This is a genomic window from Phaeocystidibacter marisrubri, from assembly GCF_008933165.1.
GTDB classification, from domain to species: Bacteria; Bacteroidota; Bacteroidia; order Flavobacteriales; family Schleiferiaceae; genus Phaeocystidibacter; species Phaeocystidibacter marisrubri.
Genome location: NZ_WBVQ01000001.1, coordinates 1,332,439 through 1,351,192 on the forward strand (window position 1 = coordinate 1,332,439; position 18,754 = coordinate 1,351,192).

Consider the following 18,754-nt stretch of genomic DNA (forward strand, 5'->3'; position numbering starts at 1 on the left):
AGCAGTAAAAGCTCCTCCACAGACTCAAAAAAGTGGAGGAGCTTTTTATTGCGGATTAAAACTGATCTGCTTCAGTTGAACCCGCCATCGCCTGAGTACTTGTTCGACCTGCTGTTACCACATTTTGGACCATGTCGTAATAACCAGTCCCTACAAAAGCTTGATGCTTCACTGCCGAAAAACCTTTACTCACCAATGCAAACTCACGCTCTTGCAGCTCTGAATACCCCGCCATTCCACGTTCGTGGTAGGCTTTACTCAATTCAAACATGCTGGTGTTCAAAGCGTGGAATCCTGCGAGTGTAATGAACTGAAATTTGAATCCTAGCGCTGCTAAATCCTCGCGGAACGTCTCCATCTCTTCAACCGACAACTTACTTGCCCAGTTAAAACTCGGAGAACAGTTATAGGCCAACAGCTTACCTGGATACTCCTTGTGAATTGCTTCAGCGAACTGCCGAGCTTCAGCTAAACTTGGGTGTGAAGTTTCCATCCAAAGCAAATCAGCATAAGGTGCATAGCTCAATCCTCTATCAATTGCCTGTTCGATGCCATTCTTCACATAGTAGAATCCCTCGCTTGAACGTTCACCTGTTGTAAACTTTTGGTCGCGAATATCAATGTCGGAGGTAATAAGCTGGGCGGCATCTGCATCCGTACGTGCAACGATAAGTGTTGGCACATTCAGAACATCTGATGCCAATCTCGCGGCAATGAGTTTATTGATCGCTTCTGAAGTAGGGACCAGCACCTTTCCTCCTAGGTGTCCGCATTTCTTTGCACTGCTCAATTGATCTTCAAAGTGAACGCCAGCGGCACCTGCTTTAATCATCGCTTTCATCAGTTCAAAAGCATTCAAGTTGCCGCCAAAACCAGCTTCAGCATCAGCCACAATAGGCACCATCCACTCTCTATCTACATCGCCATTCACCGTCGCTATTTGATCTGCTCTAAGAAGTGCAGCATTAATCTTCTCCACGACCATCGGAACAGAATTCACAGGATACAAGCTCTGATCGGGGTACATCTCTCCGGCTGAATTTGCATCGGCGGCAACCTGCCAACCGCTCAAATAAATGGCTTCCAGTCCAGCAGCTACCTCTTGAATAGCCTGGTTACCTGTCAGCGCCCCCAGCGCAGAGACCACCGGTTGGGTATTCAGTTTTTTCCAGAGTACCTCTGCGCCTCTTTTAGCCACAGAGTGTTCAATAATGAAACTACCTCTAAGTCGAAGTACATCTTCTGCATCGTAGGGCCTATAAACATTTGCCCAACGAGGGTTAGTTTTCCAGTCGTTTTCCAGTGCGATTCTTTGTTCTTCACGATTCATAATAGTACGGGTCTTGAGTTTGACGTAATTGTAATAGGGATTAGGATAAATAAGGTTGAGCTTCAGAAGTGAGAAAGGGAACTAGTTCTGCTCGTTTCACCATTCGATTAAAGAGCACTTTTGCTTGAGGAAGTTTCCCTTTCCATGGATCGATGATCACGCGCTCCAACTTGGCCGATTCTTCATAGAACATCAGGTCGAAGCGCGTTTCGTCCAACACCATTCCCCCCTCCAATTCAGCCTTGAAATGCAACCATTGCCAGAGTTGAACTCTTGAGATTTCGGCCGTGGCTGCATCCTCCATTAAGTGATGAATAGCAGCAGCCCCTTGTCCAGATAGCCAAGCAGCCAAATAGTGGAGGCCTATGCTGATGTTCTTTCGAACTCCTTCTTCCGTGATGGATCCCTTGGGAATCGTCGACAAATTTTCTGCAGTGTAGCTCCAATCGGGAATGAGATCAATTTGATTCTTCTGTGGCATGTATTCATTGAATATCTCCATAGCCAGAGGCACCAATGCAGGGTGAGCCACCCACGAGCCATCATGACCATCTCGAACTTCTCTCTCTTTATCCGCTTTTACTTTTTCTAGCGCGCGTTCGTTTGCGATTACATCGTTCTTAATTGGGATTTGTGCAGCCATACCACCCATGGCATGCGCTCCGCGTGTATGACAAGTGGAAATCAGCATTCGGCTATAGGCCGTCATACATTCTACCGTCATGGTCATTTGATCCCGATCGGGAAAAAGATTAGAGGGAGAATGTCCCAGCGTTTTAATCATGGAGAACAAGTAATCCCATCGACCACAATTCAAACCCGCGGAATGCTCCCGGAGGGCATAAAGCACCTCATGCATTTGAAAGACCAACGGAAAGGTTTCCACCAATACAGTCGCTTTAATCGTACCTCGCGGAATCCCAATGATGCGTTGTGCTTCAATGAACACCTCATTCCACCACTCTGCCTCTTCTGAATCCTCCAGTTTTGCGAGATAGAAATAAGGCGCACTTCCTTTCGCCCATAGCGCGTGTACGTTGTGATAGAAGAACAAACCGAAATCAAACAACGATGCCGAAATCGGCTTGCCTTCTACTTGGACGTTCGTCTCCTCTAAATGCAATCCACGGGGACGAACCATCAGAACAGCAGGACTTTCCGCTACAGAATAAAACTTGCCTGCACTATTTGTAAAGGTCAATTCGTCACGAACCGCTTTATAGAGATTCAATTGACCATTCGCTATATTCTTCCATGTAGGTGATGTGCTATCCTCAAGGTCAGCCATAAAAACCTTAGCTCCCGAATTCAGCGCATTGATCATCATCTTGGCATCCGTTGGTCCAGTAATCTCAACTCGTCTATCATGAATCTGAGATGGAACGGGATTAACGCGCCAGTCTCCTTCTCGAATACTAGCCGTTTCAGGCTTGTATCCCGGCGTTTCTCCATTCGCATATCGAGTGTTTCTCACCTTTCGCTTCTCGAGCAAATCGAGTCGACGTTTCTCAAACAACTCATGAAGAATGCCAACAAATTGAAGAGCCTCATCGGTGAAAACTGCCTTACACTCTGAAGCGTAATCACTCACTATCATTGGTTTAACCACATTGTCTACATCTACTCGGAACATGACTTTCTCTGTTTTGGTTGTTTCAAATATGAGCAAACTTTTCTATTTCAGCGAACGTTCGCTAAATATTTTTTAAAACTTTTTGGCGGACGTACTTATTGTATATTTGAAAAAATGATCATGACTCCCCATGCTTTCTGAAGAACAAATACGTCTGATATTCGGCCTGAAGCTGAAGCAAACTCGCAATGACAAAGGGCTGTCGCTTTTCGGATTAGCTAAATTGACAGGTTTGAGCAAGAGCTATCTGAATGAAATCGAAAAGGGCAAGAAGTATCCGAAGCCCGACAAGATTGTCAGTTTAGCGAAGGCATTGGAGATTCCATACGACGAATTGGTCAGCATGAAATTGTCGGGCCCCATGGCGCCAGTGAGTGATATCATCATGAGCGGAATTCTTAAAGAAATACCACTGGAGCTCTTCGGAATTGAAGAGAACCAATTGTTGGATATCATTTCAAGTGCTCCTGAGAAAGTCACTTCATTTGTCAGTACTCTCTTCGAGATAGCACGTCATTATCACATCGACCGAGATCAATTTTACCTAACAGCTCTTAGAAGCTATCAAGAGCAACATTTCAATTATTTTGAGGAGATTGAGAAAGAGGTAGCCGCATGTGCTAGAAAATATCAAATCGATTTATCCAGTCGCATTTCTTCTGCTGAACTCGAAGAAATCTTAACCGAAGAATTCGGGTATCAAATTGACAACAACACCCCACTAGAGAACGACTACCCTGAACAGATACGCTCCGCATTCATTCCAAAAATCAAAAAGCTCATCATCGCCCCTAGTGTAACAGAAGCCCAACGAGTGTTCATCTTGGCAAAGGAACTGGGCTATGCACACATGGAAATCACAGAGCGCCCACACACCTTCACTTGGATTAAGTTCGATCACTTTGATGAGGTATTGAACAACTTCAAAGCATCCTACTTTGCCGGTGCACTCACCTTGCCCGAAAAGCAAATGGTTCAAGAGATTCAGGAGGTATTGTCAAGTTCAGAATTTACAGGGGAACAACTATTGGAGACACTATTGAAGTTCACCTACTCCGCAGAGACCTTTTTTCAAAGATTGACGAACATTCTGCCACATCACTTTGGATTGAAGGACATGTTCTTCTTGCGCTTTGGCATGGAGAATAGCAAAAGTTCACCAATCATTACGAAGGAATTTCACCTCAGTAAGAACCATCAACCTCAAGCCAATCACCAGCACGAACACTACTGCAATCGATGGGTGAGCACGGAGTTGCTCAATCACCCCGAAAGATTTCCTTCCGTAAACGGAGTACGTGCTGGCATACAATTGAGTGAATATCCCAATGGTCAGAATTACTTAATTCTTTCGGCCAGCAACGATGATCCCTTTCAATCAGGTAACTCGAGAAGTGTTTGCATTGGCATAGAAATCAATCCGAAACAAAAGCGGAAAATCAAATTCATCGACCGAGTTTCCGAACGTCGTAAAGTGGGAGTCACCTGCGAAAGATGTCCGGTTCACGACTGTGATGTTCGAGCCTCCGAACCTGTGATCTTACAAAAAGAAGCTATAAATGCTGAACTCGAAGAGCGCGTTCGAAAATTAATTCGAGGAGAAGATGTCTAAATGATGTGATGAAATGCGCAATCTTGCTTCCTTTGTCGCTTAACTAGATAACCATAGAATCGACAACATTTCCAAGCATGAAAATTAAAGTTCTCGCATCTACAGCTCTTAGTATTCTTGTGTTATCAGCGTGTGACCCCGACGGATACCCCAACACTAAAGACCTCGTTGGCACCTGGGTAGAAAGAGCTCCGTACACCGACACACTCGTTTTCCGATCCAATCGATCACTTATTCGATACCGAAATTCCGTAGTTGATACGCTTCTTTTTCGCACAGATGGTGAAAAGGGAACCGTGACGATTAGCAACCCAAACAACGTCTCCGAAGGCGAGAATGAATACGATGTACTGATGTCTGACGGATACGGAATGATCCTCGTTGATTACAGAACGACATCCAGCACCAATGCAGATGGAATATTTGATCGACAATGATGTAATGTGAAACACCGCCGAATTGCGTAATTTCATGCCCCTAACCTAACCCGGCATGTCGGAAAACGGCTTACTGCAGATCTTACTGTTCTCATCTACCCTAATCACCACTGGATTAGGAGCGTATACATCTCGCATGGCTCACATTCCTGGAGCCCGTCACTTTGCACTGTTGATGTTCAGCGTTGCATGGTGGTCGCTCTTTGATGGAATTGGACCGTTTGTCACTTCTGTTGAAGCGAAAACAACACTTTCTCAACTCTCGTATTTTGGAATTGTCTTCGCTCCAATCTCTTTTTTCTTATTCGTTTTTCAATATAGTGGTGTTGATTTACTGAGGGAGCACTTTTTGAGAAACTCCTTATACGTCTTGGGTTTCATCGTTCTCTTCGGCGTTTTCACAAACGACCTACACCACCAACATTACATTGAAGTCACACTCAACGAGGGGTCTTTCGCCCCCTCTTACAGTTATGGAAGTATCTTCTGGTTTTGGGTTGGATGTAGCTATATCCTACTCGTTCTATCTACCTACCAGCTCATACGCACGGCGATCAATTCAAGCGACTTATTCAAATCGCAGATCACGCTGTTAATCATCAGCTCCTTCCTTCCTTGGATTGGCAATATTCTTTACTTGAGTGGCTATAATCCGATTCCAGGTTTTGACCTAACTCCTCTTGGATTTATGGGAGTTGGAATTCTTTGTGTTACAGCCATTTTTAGGGGAAAATTGTTTGAGATGATTCCCGTTGCATACGAATCGCTGTTCAAGAACATGAATGACGCCGCGTTCCTCTTGTCACACGATTTGCGCGTAATTGACTCAAATAAGTCGGCTGAAGCTCTAATCAGCACCTCTGGATGGCGAGGCAGACCCATTGACGAACTCATTCGTGGCATTGAAGATTCGGAACTAGAAAGACTGTACGAATTCCTACTGAATATACGCTCTAACTGGTCGGAAGAACAGCATACTTTAGAACTGATGGTTCGTACAGAAGCGGGTAGCAGGCGATGGGTGAGTATATCGGGGACCGGAATTCAATCTAAGGCTTCCGACGATGAAGGCTACTTGCTATTGACCATCCGCGACATTTCCGAAGCACGTAGAAGTCAAGAACTCACCAATAGAAATGCGCTCCATTTGGAATTGGTTAATGAAGTTGCCCGCGACCTATTAGCTGAGGGGAATTGGATCTCCAAAATGGGCCGGATTGTACAAAGAACCAAGGAGACTTTTCACACCGCATACTCCTTCATCTGGGATGTTGAATCTGAAACTCTCGATGTTTCTACCGCCTACTCCCTAGCGGATTCGGCGGCCGCTTTAGAAACGATAGAAGACATTGATTTTAGTCAGTTAATCCTTCGAGAAGAGCGAAGACTGGAACGCGGAGAAATCCTCAACTACAGTCAACCTAACAAGAAAATTGCACTCATAGGATTTCCTTTTATTGTAGATAAAAAGCTCGTAAGCGTGTGGACCCATATTTGGAGAGGAACGCTGCCGGATGAGCAAATGCTCAATGTACTTCGACTTCAATCCGACCTCATTTTGGCTGCTGTTGCACGAGAAGGATTATTGACGGATGCCATTGAAGCCAAAGAAGCAGCCATCAAAGCAAACAACGCGAAGACTGAGTTTCTTTCGATGATGTCACACGAGATTAGAACACCGTTAAATGCCATCATTGGAATCTCTCACATCTTGGAATCTGAAGTTTCTGATGATATCAAAGATAAAGTTGCCTCCCTCCTAGCCTCATCAGACCACCTCAAGAATCTAGTGAACGACATTCTCGATTTCAACAAGATTGAATCGGGCGTCATCGAACTCTCTCAGAATGAAATAGTGCTGGATGAATGGATGAAAACTACAGTTCATTCCTATTTAGACTGGGCTGCGGAAAAGGGAATTGCCATCGTTTACAAGAACGTGCTGCACGCTGGAACGTGTATTTCCATTGACCAAGTTCGACTCACCCAAGTGGTCAATAACATCATCCATAATGCCGTTAAGTTTACAGAAAAAGGAAGCATTAGTGTAACCGTCTCACCTTACAAAGCCAAGGGAATAGAAATCGAAATAACAGATACTGGAGTAGGCATCGAAACGGAGTACCTCGAAACTATTTTTGATGAATTCACCCAAGTATCAACTGGCAATGACCGTTCGCACTCGGGTACCGGATTGGGACTGAGTATTAGTCAGAAGCTACTCTACCTCATGGGGTCAAAGTTGGAAGTAAAAAGCTCTGTTGGCCGAGGCTCCACGTTCTCTTTCAAACTAAACCACGTGATTGTTAAACCCTCATCTTCTGCCATCTCTCATCCAGACAATGACATTGTATTTGATAAAGGCACCGTGCTGATAGTGGAAGATAATCACATCAACATGGCCATAGCTAAGACCTTCTTGGGCAAATGGGGACTTGATACTGTTCAGGCCGAAAACGGTCAACAAGCCGTGGATCTCGTTGCCAATTACAAATTTGATTTGATCCTGATGGACCTGCAAATGCCTGTAATGGACGGATATGAGGCGACGCGAATACTTCGTGAACAAGGAGTCACATCTCCAATTATCGCACTGACTGCAAGTGCTATTATTGACACCATTGACCGGGCAAAAGAAGCTGGAATGGATGACTTTATCAGCAAACCATTCCAGCCAAACGAACTCAAGTCTAAGTTATCATCTTACCTTCGAACTCAATGAAACGTTTTGTTCTCGCAATTGCGCTCACCCTGCCATTCATAGGCTTTAGTCAAGATAACGGTGTTCCCGAAATGACCTATGTTGGACTAGATCAACGAACCACGTTAGTGACAGCATGGGCCTATTATGAAGGTCATCTTATTCCTGCGAATTACCTGATTGTAGAGGGAGACTCTTCCAGTATTTTGATGGATACTCCATGGAATGATGAGCAAACAGAAGAGATCATTGCATGGAGTAAAAAGCATCTCGACGTTCCCATTTCGATCGCTGTTATCACTCACGCCCATGTTGACCGTATGGGCGGTATTGCCACCTTGCACAAAAATGGGATCAGGACCTATATTCACGAGGATGCCCAAACGATGAATGCCAAGGAAGATGGATATGAGCCCGCACAAAATGTCTTTTCAAGTTACCCCTATCGTTTTGATTTAGGCGGAGTTGAAATCAATGTAATCGACCCCGGTACAGGCCATGCTCCTGGAAACCTCATTCTCACCATTGGTCGTCACGGCACTTATGGAGGTTGCTTCATCAAGAGTTATGTATCTAAAGATATCGGCAATTTGAGTCATGCCGATTTACCGAGTTGGAAGAGAGCCCTGGAAGAGAGCCAAGTGTACTTTGAACGCAAAGCCTGGGTCATACCGGGCCACGGAAAAGTCGGTCCGGGGTGCTACGAACGCACTGTTCAGCTTGTAGATGAAGCTATATCTATGTCGGAAGAATGATCCGATCTCAGCTTCACCAATTCTAAAGTTCAACCATTGAAAGGCTAAATTCTCTAGTTTGAGGAGAGTCTAGAGGAGTCCAAGTAGTAAGAGAAGTCCAACAACAATCATCAGCACACCTACAACCCATTGTACAGTGGTGTAGGTAATCTTCTCTATCATTCTTTTCCCGATAAAGGCACCTATGAAAGCGAAAAGTGTTGCAGATGCGATTAGCAACGTATGCTTATCTATTCCCCCTTTAGAAATTCGACCAAGGTAAATAGGGATTCGCGTCAAATCCACCATTAACGCAATAGCTGTACCTGTGGCCACGTAGGCTTGGGCGGTTAATCCTGACTTCAGTAGGAACATTGACCTCAATGCTCCTTGATGCCCCGTTAGTCCCCCAAAGAAACCACTCAGAACACCGCCTGGAACCATGGCCTTCTTCGAAAAAGCGAAGCCTACTTTCCCCAAGAGGAGTTCTTGAAGTGCGAATACAATCATCAAGAGTCCTACAAGGAAGCTAAACCACGACACCTCGCTAATTCCATCCAGCGGAGAAGTATAAGCAATAGACTTCTCCACATTCGTGCTTACCCAAGCTCCAACTGCCGCCCCAACAATTCCAGAAACGCCAAACCATAAGGCTACATAACGGTTCACCTGCTTGAAAAGCAAGCTAAATTTAAAAACGTTATTTAGAAAATGAACGATAGCCGTCATGGCTACAGCCTCTAAAGGACTGAAGAATAGAATGAAAGTTGGCAATAGTAAGGTTCCCAGTCCAAAGCCTGATATCAAAGTCAGCCAACTTGCAGCGAATGCCACAAAACAGATCAACACGAACTCCATCTAAAGGATATATTATTAGGGTATGGACACTCCCTCCCGCTTAAATGTACACAACTCTCAAATGACAACTCTACTTTTCACCATGGGAGTTTTGAACGATACGCATTGAAAACTAAGTGTTTACATACGTTTATCATACGACTAATCGCAGGTGTTTTTGTACCTTGATTGTGGGAGGAGGCATGGGTGGCCCCTGAAATCACTCCGTAAACCAGCTGAAATCGTGCGCAAATGGATCCAACTCATCAAACAACAAGTCCAATACGCCATCGCCAAAACGCTCCAACAACGTAATGTAGTTATCTCGTCGTTCTTGAAGACCACCACTTGGAAAGGCCTCACCGTGAACTTCGTCAAACATCCTTGTAACCTCACCTTCTCTTCGTTGCTGAGCACGCAATATCTTCTTCTCAAAATTATCGATCAGATGCTTCTGACGAGCATTATAAGCCGAGGCTGTACCGTGCAGTGATGGATCTATTCGATTGGCCAATGCCTCCATCTGCGAAAAGAGAAGATCAGATTGAGATTTCAAAACTTTCATCTCACCATCCAGCTTCAACTCTTTTCGGAAGTGATCTCGCTTTTGTTCGAAGACTTTTTCTGAAATATCGGAAACGGTCAAATCGAGTTTATCCATCTTATGGATAAACTTTCTGCGAATGAAACCTGCGGAATTCCTCAAACGCAATATTGGAAATGGAACCTGATAATGTTCAAATACTCCTTTTAACTGAAGCCAATACGCTAATTCCCCACCTCCACCAATGTATGCAAGATTAGGGAGAATCACCTCTTGATAAACAGGGCGCAGTACCACATTGGGACTAAATCTCTCGGGATGATCACGCAGTTCTTGTTTCACTTGATCACGTGACCACGAATAAGGACCATCCACTGTCGAAACTTCATCACCTGTAAATGTCAAGCGATAACGCTGCTCGTTATTGAGGTAGAATAGATTGATATCTCTTGGCGTGACTTGTGTGAAATATTCTTCTGAAAGAATCTTAGAAGTTTGGGACATCATCTCTGCCGATTCCGTGTCGGTTAATTCTCGAGAGAAAATATCCACCATCTGACGCTTAAGGCGTGCGTCATCTGCGTCGAGAACAATGAGACCTTTCTCTGCGAAAAGCTCGGTAGCCAGTTCTCGCGTGGCATCGCTAAGTGTTTGACCCGACCTATAACATCGTCGGAGTAAATCGATAAACTCTGAAACAGGTTTACTCTTGCCTACGGAATGTTCAAGTTCATCTATGACATGGTCAATTCCATCGGTATGTAGTCTACCTACTGCATTCCCAGATGTCCTATTCCACTGATACTTGAGATCGCCATACCACATATGGTTGATCTCTTCAAAGTCATGATCTTCCGAGGCCATCCAGAATACCGGAACCACTTTCACCTTTTCGCGATCCGACAATTCTTCGGCTAGGCGTATGGTATTGACAATCTTATAAATAAAGTAAAGTGGCCCTGTAAACAAACACAATTGATGACCAGTAACCACCGTGTACGTAGATGCATCTTTCAGCTCTTCAATGTGTTCGAACACTCTTGGATAACGCTTTTCAATATCCAATGAAGAATACTGATCGTGAAGCACTTCAACGAGTGTTGATCTATCCACCTGAACCTTACTTCTCTCGGCAATTTGAGGGGAGAAACTCTCCGGCTTATGCGGTCTAGAATACAATGTCGAAAGCTCTGGCTTCTCTGCAACATAGTCTTCCATTAACTTGGAAAAACGATGTGTAGAAAAGATGGGAACAGGCTGATGCTTCATGATGGCAAAGGTACCCTTTTTCAGTGTTGTAACGTCCATCTACTCCTCTACCTGAGGTGGGTAGAATGGAACTCTCTCTTCCAGCAAACCCTGGGTGAAGCTTCGCTGAAGAATGTTCTCAACCAATTTATCCTCCTCATTGTTTTCGGGATCGTACGGTTCTTTCAAGGAGATATCGTTCCAATTGGCCGTTACATTCCACCAAAATGCAGTCCACCCACTTCTGTATTCCGTGATTAGATCGTAAACCGACATATCCGTTTCGCGGTACAAAAGCTTGCACAAAATTTGACCTTCGCTGTGGGTAAGTTTGCGAATTTCTGGCTCAAAACGCTCTTCGAGATATTCTTGATATTCCTTGATGTACCGTCGTTTCTCACGTCGACTTGTCAAGCTGTCGAGTCGTAAATTAAGCGAATCGAGTTTATTACCAGCAAGAACTGCATACGGATAGACTTTCATCACCTTTCGCTTCAAGTAGAAGTAACGTCGACGGGCTTCGTCGTCATCAAAAGTGGGTTCTGAAATAAAGAGTACCTCATCTAGAACAATCCATGGGATGGTATCTCCATCAATCAATGTGGCATCGAGGACTTGCCCATCCTTGACATACTGGAAAATAATGACCGTATCTTCTTGAACGGCACTTTTGTGGAGGAGTGAATCGACCGATCCACTATCCACTTGTGCGCTCAATGTAATCCCAATCCCATTGAAAGCAACAATGAGAAGGGCAATCAATCTCTTTATAGTGTACGGTTTCTTCTCCATGCATTCGAACCTGCGGAAGATGATGTTGATTCCACAGCTTTTGCGCTCTGAGTACTCAATATCCATGCCCCCATTAACGCGGCAACTTCCGCACCTTCATCATCTATTCGATTCAACATAGATGGTTCATAATGCTTCTGAACAAAATGGGTGTCGAAGTCACCTGAACGGAAAGCCTCGTGTTCCATGGTAAAACGACAGAAAGGCAAGGTTGTTTTAACCCCTCCAATTCTATACTCGTCAATGGCTCGGATCATTCTATCCATGGCCATTTCGCGATTTCCTGCATGCACAATCAATTTGGCAATCATTGGATCGTAGTAAATGGGAACGTCCATGCCTTGCTCTAAGCCATCATCTACACGAATTCCTGGGCCTTGTGGGCGCTGGTACAATTTCAGGTTTCCGATATCAGGCATAAAGTTCTCTGAAGGATCTTCGGCATATACCCGTACCTCAACAGCATGTCCGTGAATGGTAAGATCTTCTTGTGCAAACGACAATTCTCTGCCCTCTGCAATTCGTATTTGCTCTCGAACCAAATCCACACCCGTAATCAATTCTGTAACGGGGTGCTCAACTTGAAGTCGAGTATTCATTTCCAAGAAGTAGAACGATCCACTGGCATCGTAGATAAATTCTACCGTACCTGCTCCTTCGTAATCACAAGCTTTGGCCACATTAACCGCTGCCAACCCCATTGCATCGCGAGTTTCTGGAGTTAAGATAGAAGATGGAGCTTCTTCTACTACTTTTTGATGTCGGCGCTGAACACTACACTCCCTTTCAAAGAGGTGAACCACATTTCCGTGTTGATCTGCCAACACTTGAATTTCAATATGCCGAGGAGAATCGACGTATTTCTCAATGAATACACTACCATTACCAAAGGCAGACGTAGCCTCACTTACAGCAAGATTCATCTGCTCTACGAACTCATCAGAGCCGCGAACAATACGCATTCCCTTACCACCACCACCGGCAGCGGCCTTAATCAATACGGGATATCCGATCTCCTCAGCGAGCTTTTGTGCAGCGGGAACATCAGTAATGGCCTCATCCGTACCCGGCACCAAAGGGACATCATAATTCTTCACTGCTTGTTTGGCCTTGAGCTTATCGCCCATGGTGTCAATGGCGTAAGGTTTAGGACCGAGGAACATCAATCCTGCATCTCTTACCTTTTGAGAGAATTCAGCATTCTCAGATAAAAATCCATATCCAGGGTGAATGGCATCAACTCCCAAGCGAAGAGATTCTTCAATAATCTTATCTCCTAACAAGTATGATTGATTGCTGGGTGGCGGACCTAAAAGGATGGCTTCATCCGCATAACGAACGTGAAGTGCGTTTCGGTCTGCTTCAGAATAAACCGCTACAGTTTTGATTCCCATTTCTTTAGCAGTACGCATCACGCGCAATGCAATCTCTCCTCTATTCGCTACGAGTAGCTTCTTGATGGTCTTCATATACTTGTGAATGATGTCTTGCGAATATAGGGAACGAAGCCAAAAAGAAGGCGCATTTTTACCCCGAGTATTCAACAGTAACTTATTCCATAAAAAAACGCCTCTGTACAGAGGCGTTTTGATTTATCACTGAATCACTAATCGTTTATAATGGATTCGATCCGCCATAACGATCTGTAACATGTACACTCCTGGTGGAACAACCACTTGAACGCGGAACTCACTTTCAGATTGATCTTCCATTGGCAAGTCCTGAATCATCGATTTACCGCCAACATCGAGAAGATTGACTACTACTCTCCCTTGACTTGGATTATCGAACTTCAATGTAAATGAACCTGAACTAGGGTTTGGATAAAGTGATATGGAATGCTCATCGTTATCCACTTCCTCTAAGCCTATCTGATTGAGCTTATATCGCATGGTATCGCTGTCGGAACAATCATTCCCTACAATCAAAGTTACCCAATAAAAGAGGCCTGGAGTGGTATAGGTATGCGTTGGGAAGTTGGTGCCTGAAGCAGTACCTCCGTCTCCAAAATCCCAATTGTAAGTAGTACCAATACTCGCTGTTCCATCAAACTGGACAAGCATACCACTGCCTCCAGAACTGATGATATTGTAAGTCCACTTCGCAATGGGCTCTGTACACAGTGCTATAACAGTATCGGTTAAAGACGTATCGCCACAAGCGTTTGTTATGGTGAGAGTTACGGTATAATTCTGATTCAAGGCATAGGTATGGGATGGATTCACTCCAGTTCCTGAATTTCCATCTCCAAAATACCAATCATATGTAAGTGCATTCACGGATCCAGAACCGTCGAAGTTTACGGTCATCCCCGTCGTGGTATAGGTGATCACAGGCAGTGTTGGAGCACAGATGGTATAGGCTACGATGGAGGTGTCATCTGAACCACACGTATCGGTAACAATCAACCGAACGCTGTAGTTACCTGCTGCTGCATACACATGAGTGGTGGTCAACCCCGTTCCAGTATTTCCATCTCCAAAATCCCATGCGTAGCTCATTCCTATACCGGTGGACGAACTAGCATCTAGACTGATATTCAATCCCGATTTATTAGAAGTAAATGCCGCCGTTGGAGTACCACATACCACAAGAGTTTGAAGCGCACTATCGAGAATTCCACATGGATTAGAAACCACTAGAACGACTTGATAAATTCCTGGCGAACTATAGGTATGCGCATTACTCATACCGCCTCCCGAATTGCCATCCCCGTAATACCAAGTGTGGGTTGTTACGTTCGAGCTACTTGACGAACCATCGAATGTGGCAACAAGACCACTGGCCGTTGCTGTAAATGCAGCTGATGGTGGATTACAGTTCAGGGTTGTAAACCTCAACGGTCCAACCCAACCACTTACTAACCCATTGGTACACGTATCTTGAACATAGACATCATACGTAGTTCCTGGTGTTAAACCTGTAAGCGTATAACTCGTAGCTAATCCAGTTTGATAGGGCGTTCCCGGCGTAAATCCTACTGGGCCATAAGCTATGCGCGCATCTCCTGAAATGGAACTCCAAAGAATATCTGCTGAAATTGGCGTGATGTTATTTGCGGTAAGACCTACGGGATCTGGACAAACCGTTGTACAACTCCCCGTGTCTGAATACAAAACTGCCGTTCCAAGTACAGCGTTGCTTGGATTCCTCGAATAAAGGGTAGCTCCACTCGGATCCTTGAAAATAATTCCACATTGATTGCTCAAGAAACCGTTGTTAGTAAACTTAAGACTAAACGGCTGGTTGTTACAAATGGGAACTAAAAACGACTTGAGACTTCCTGATGTCAGCGTGTAATCCGTTGTGGTTCCATCCACCGTCACTTCTAGAACGTGAAGTCCGTTAAGTCCCCCTGCATTCCATCCGTCATTGTTCAAATCAGACAATATAAGCTCGTATAAACACGCATCAGCACATGGGTAAGTTGTTCCCGAAACTGGTCCATTTGCCCAGCTTACACCCCCTGTACCACAACTGTCGCGAACATAGAAATCATAGGCTGTATTGGCAGATAACCCGGTAACAATGAACGGATTATTGGGAGCGTTAACTAAGGTTCCACTTCCCGGAGAAAATCCCTGAGGTCCATATTCAATTTGAGTTGAGGCTCCCCCTCCGGCTGTCCACGAGAGCTGTATTGCGCTCACACCTACTGGTGTAGTCGTCAACCCCGATGGCGCGGGACATTGCGGCTTCTCATCTATGCTGATATCATCTATTGCGATTTCAGAATTGGTGAAACCTGAGGTCAAACGCTGACCAACAAAACGGATCATGACGATTTGCCCACGGTAGGCCGACAGGTTCAAGATGGCCTGATTAAACGAGGCTGAGCTGCTTGTCTGCTGTTGCCCATTTCTACTCCAAACATCAGTCCAACTCGATGAAGCCGTTTTCACTTGGACTTTGAGATGGTCGATGGCCGCTCCATACATGTGATAGAAAAAGCGAAGTTCCGGCGTATCTAGTGGAGACAAGTCAATATTTGGCATTTGCAAGAACGTACTGACATTGGCCGTACTCCGGAAGTCGGTGTACATGTAGTTTCCACTCCCTGTGGTGTGATCGCCATCTGGACCTGAATTATTGGGGAAAGTATTCAAATTCTCTACCGACCAAATAAAGCTTGTAGTGTCTGATCGGGTCCAACAAGGCTCCAACGAGCCAAGATCAGGAAAGAAAGTTCCCTTCACCCATCCTGGCGATTCAAAGGTTTCTACAAACGGCGCGGCGACTGGTCCACACACAGTGCTCACGGTGAGGGGCCCCGTCACATCACTCGTTCCATTGGTACCACAATCTCGGGTAATGTAGAAATCGTAAGCCGTGGAAGGGCTGAGTCCGGTCACGTTATATGGAGAGCCGGTAACGCCCGTAATCACTGTTCCCGATCCCGGAGAAAATCCTTGGTAACCGTATTCAATAATCCAATTGGTACCCGATGCTACATTCCATACTAAATTGATACTGGTTTGAGATTTACCGATAAAACTGAACCCTGTAACCTTAGGACAAGGTGGCTGTTCATGAATATCAACATCATCAATGGCAATACGCAAATCATCACCCGTTGCACTGCTCCGCTTTCCTACAAAGCGAATTTGAATGGTAGACCCTGCATAAGAAGTAAGGTCTACAGTTGCCTCTAACCACGCAGCCGACTTAGAATTGTGTTGCTGGCCTGAAACACTCCACTCTGTTAACCAAGAAGTTCCGTCGAAAACTTGAACTTTTAGACTATTAATTTGAGGCCCAAACATGTGATACCAGAATGTAAGCTCTGGATTGGTCAATGGAGTCAAGTCGATGAGAGGTGAAGTCAATACCGCGGTATCACTTGCCCCCGGAATAAAACCACCATCCGTGTACATGTAGTCACTACCACTGTGCGCGGTATTTGGACCACTAGCAAAGTTGATAAAAGAAGGAGGTGAAGGTGTCCAATAATATCCGGTCTGATCGCTACTCGCACTCCAACATGGGTCGAGTCCACCTTGAACACCAAAAGAACCTGGTGTAAATGAACTTCCCTCAAAACCTTCGGAAAATGGAGCACTGGAAGGGGCACATTCTGTGGTAACCGACAGAGGGCCAGTCCATAAACTTACTCCTATTGCACCACATGTATCTCTCATGTACACGTCATAAGTAGTTTGTGGCGTTAAACCTGTAAGTGTAAATGGATTAGATGTCACATTTTGCAGAGTTCCCGATCCTGGAGAAAAGCCAGGTGCACCATACTCAACCTGCCATGGTGAAGTACCTCCCGAGGTGAAAGAGAAAGTAGCTGTGGTGCTAGTTTGAGAGGTTAAAGTGAATGGATTGGGACGAGGACATGGAGGAGCTTCATCAATGCTCACATCGTCTATAGCAATGTTGGCCAAGAATGTATTTCCATTGTTATAGCCTTTGAATCGGAGGAAGACTGTTTGATTGGCATAAGCACTCAACGAAATAGCCTCTTCAATCCAAGGGTCTGTTTTGCTGAATTGCTGCTGGCCTGAAATGGTTTGAAGCAACTGCCAGCCCCCTGTTCCTGTATTGATTTCAACCTCTAAACGATCGATGTTGGCTCCATACATGTGGTACCAATAGCGCAACTCTGGGTTGGTTAAGGTTGATAGATCAATATGTGGTGAACGAAAGGATGCAGAAAGAGAAGTGCTCGAGAAACTGGTCCGATCACACATCATCCACTTGGACGAATTGTGCCCTGTTGATGGTCCTGATTGTGTAAAAATAACGGCATTGGGTCCCGGAACCCATACATAGGGTGAGGGGGTACTTGGAGTTCGAATCCAACATGGATGAATGGACCCTACCTGTGTGGTAGAAGACGATGGTACAAAGGCTGGTCCCTCAAATCCTTCCGTCCATGGTGCGCTGATCAATCCACACAGGGTATTGGTGAAAATAGGGCCATGCCATGGCCCCACGTTGCCTACCCCACAGCTATCTCTTACATAAAATCCATATTCCGTTCCTGGGTCTAATCCCGTTACGGTATAAGGACCGGATATTCCCGCATTCACCACGGTGGGTGTAACGGATCCGCCAGACACCTTAAAATACTTGATCAATGCACCAGTTGTGTTCGTTGAAAACCAATTGAGAGTAACCGATGTTTGGGTTCTCAATTGCACGTTTAGGTTGTTTGGGGTACTACATCCGTTTGCATCAATCACTGTAATATCATCCAATGCGATATTGCATTGTGTAACTGAACCCAAGCGACTCCCTACAAAGCGGAATCTTACGGTATCATTTAAGTAAGTAGTAAGGGATTGTACGCCTTCCGTCCATGGATCGGAATAACTATTATGAGTAATCCCAGTTGTACTTCCTAGCGTACTCCACGTGCTAGAACCATAGGCTTGAACTTGAACAATTAAAGAACCCACTCCAAATCCATACATGTGACGCCAATATCTCAGCTGTGGATTGATGGCTCCCGATAAATCTACCCAGGTGGTGATTAAACTCGCTTGAGTTTTTGAATTGAATACGCCACTGTGTTCTAAGAAAACATACTTGCCTGTTCCCGTAGTATGATCTCCAAGGGGGCCCGTGTTTGGCAATGGGGTTGTCCCTTGATTGGGACGCCAATAGAGATCGGTGATGCCATCTCTACTCCAGCAGGCATCAATGGAACCTGCATTCGGACTGGTAGAGGGAATAGCCCAATCTGTTGAGCTAAAACTTTCCGTAAATGGGAGTGACTCTATACATTGAGAATGCAATGCGACGGTAAAGAGTAAGAAAACGGATAGTAATATTGTTTTCACAGGCTAGTAGTTTAGATCGTTCTAATATACGGACTGTCAATACACTAAGGTTGCCCCACTGAGTATAAGGTAAGTAAATCCCTACACCAATTACTCCA

At 45.0% G+C, this 18,754-nt stretch carries 11 protein-coding genes; 4 read left to right on the top strand and 7 right to left on the bottom strand.

Annotation, left to right across the window (positions count from 1 at the left end):
• Positions 1-55 precede the first annotated feature (55 nt).
• Both aceA and aceB read right to left on the bottom strand, forming a co-directional pair.
• The gene (gene aceA, locus F8C82_RS05975) at positions 56-1,330 is read right to left on the bottom strand and encodes an isocitrate lyase (protein WP_151692638.1); all 1,275 of its coding nucleotides are present in this window, start codon (positions 1,328-1,330) and stop codon (positions 56-58) included.
• 40 nt (positions 1,331-1,370) lie between these two features.
• Positions 1,371-2,963: a malate synthase A gene (gene aceB / locus F8C82_RS05980; RefSeq protein ID WP_223279452.1), complete on the bottom strand. Its 1,593-nt coding sequence runs from the start codon at positions 2,961-2,963 to the stop codon at positions 1,371-1,373.
• 130 nt (positions 2,964-3,093) lie between these two features.
• Between aceB and F8C82_RS05985 the strand changes: the two genes are divergently transcribed.
• The 4 genes from F8C82_RS05985 (at position 3,094) to F8C82_RS06000 (ending at position 8,468) form a co-directional block, all read left to right on the top strand.
• On the top strand, positions 3,094-4,575 hold the full coding sequence (locus F8C82_RS05985) for a helix-turn-helix domain-containing protein (protein ID WP_151692639.1): 1,482 nt from the start codon (positions 3,094-3,096) through the stop codon (positions 4,573-4,575).
• 77 nt (positions 4,576-4,652) lie between these two features.
• Complete coding sequence (locus F8C82_RS05990; RefSeq protein ID WP_151692640.1) at positions 4,653-5,012, top strand: hypothetical protein; 360 nt, start codon at positions 4,653-4,655, stop codon at positions 5,010-5,012.
• A 55-nt stretch (positions 5,013-5,067) separates the two neighbouring features.
• Positions 5,068-7,734, top strand: coding sequence for a histidine kinase N-terminal 7TM domain-containing protein (locus tag F8C82_RS05995; protein ID WP_151692641.1), 2,667 nt, complete (start codon positions 5,068-5,070; stop codon positions 7,732-7,734).
• On the top strand, positions 7,731-8,468 hold the full coding sequence (locus tag F8C82_RS06000; RefSeq protein WP_151692642.1) for an MBL fold metallo-hydrolase: 738 nt from the start codon (positions 7,731-7,733) through the stop codon (positions 8,466-8,468). Before F8C82_RS05995 ends, F8C82_RS06000 begins: the two co-directional genes overlap by 4 nt.
• Before the next feature lie 69 nt (positions 8,469-8,537).
• Here F8C82_RS06000 and F8C82_RS06005 read toward each other — a convergent pair whose 3' ends face one another.
• The 5 genes from F8C82_RS06005 to F8C82_RS06025 form a co-directional block, all read right to left on the bottom strand.
• Positions 8,538-9,305, bottom strand: coding sequence for a sulfite exporter TauE/SafE family protein (locus tag F8C82_RS06005; protein ID WP_151692643.1), 768 nt, complete (start codon positions 9,303-9,305; stop codon positions 8,538-8,540).
• Positions 9,306-9,504: 199 nt separating this feature from the next.
• Positions 9,505-11,136: a bacillithiol biosynthesis cysteine-adding enzyme BshC gene (gene bshC / locus F8C82_RS06010; protein WP_151692644.1), complete on the bottom strand. Its 1,632-nt coding sequence runs from the start codon at positions 11,134-11,136 to the stop codon at positions 9,505-9,507.
• Positions 11,137-11,868 carry a DUF4294 domain-containing protein gene (locus F8C82_RS06015; RefSeq protein ID WP_151692645.1) on the bottom strand — a complete coding sequence of 244 codons (732 nt, stop codon included), beginning with the start codon at positions 11,866-11,868 and terminating at the stop codon, positions 11,137-11,139.
• Entirely contained in the window at positions 11,844-13,328 is a 1,485-nt protein-coding gene (accC, locus tag F8C82_RS06020; RefSeq protein WP_223279493.1) for an acetyl-CoA carboxylase biotin carboxylase subunit, read from the bottom strand. Before accC ends, F8C82_RS06015 begins: the two co-directional genes overlap by 25 nt.
• A gap of 135 nt (positions 13,329-13,463) precedes the next feature.
• Positions 13,464-18,656 carry a PKD domain-containing protein gene (locus tag F8C82_RS06025; RefSeq protein WP_151692647.1) on the bottom strand — a complete coding sequence of 1,731 codons (5,193 nt, stop codon included), beginning with the start codon at positions 18,654-18,656 and terminating at the stop codon, positions 13,464-13,466.
• Positions 18,657-18,754: the final 98 nt, after the last annotated feature.